Source organism: Pseudomonas paraversuta (assembly GCF_904063065.1).
GTDB classification, from domain to species: Bacteria; Pseudomonadota; Gammaproteobacteria; order Pseudomonadales; family Pseudomonadaceae; genus Aquipseudomonas; species Aquipseudomonas paraversuta.
This window is the reverse complement of record NZ_CAJFCL010000058.1, coordinates 1-429: the sequence shown is the minus strand read 5'-3', so window position 1 is coordinate 429 and position 429 is coordinate 1. Positions and strand designations below refer to the sequence as shown.

General features: G+C 62.7%; 1 pseudogene. It reads left to right on the top strand.

Annotation, left to right across the window (positions count from 1 at the left end):
* Nucleotides 1–429, top strand: a pseudogene (locus JQ845_RS22915) (2-isopropylmalate synthase); the annotation flags it as partial.

The following is a 429-nucleotide window of genomic DNA, read 5'->3' as shown; positions in this document are numbered from 1 at the left end:
CATGTACACCCAGGGCCTGGACCCGCAGCTGGACTTCTCGGATATCGATGGCGTGCGCAAGGTTGTCGAAGAGTGCAACCAGATCCCGGTTCACCCGCGTCACCCGTATGTGGGCGACCTGGTGCACACCGCGTTCTCCGGCTCGCACCAGGACGCCATCCGCAAAGGCTTCGCCCAGCAAAAACCGGACGCCCTGTGGGAAGGGCCGTACTTGCCGATCGACCCGGCGGATATCGGTCGCAGCTACGAGGCCGTGATCCGGGGTAACAGCCAGTCCGGAAAAGGCGGGATTGCCTACCTGCTGGAGCAGGAATACGGCATCAGCCTGCCGCGTCGCATGCAGATCGAATTCAGCCAGGTGGTACAGCGCGAAACCGACCGCCTGGGCCTGGAAATGACTGCCCAGCAGATTCACAGTTTGCTGCGCAC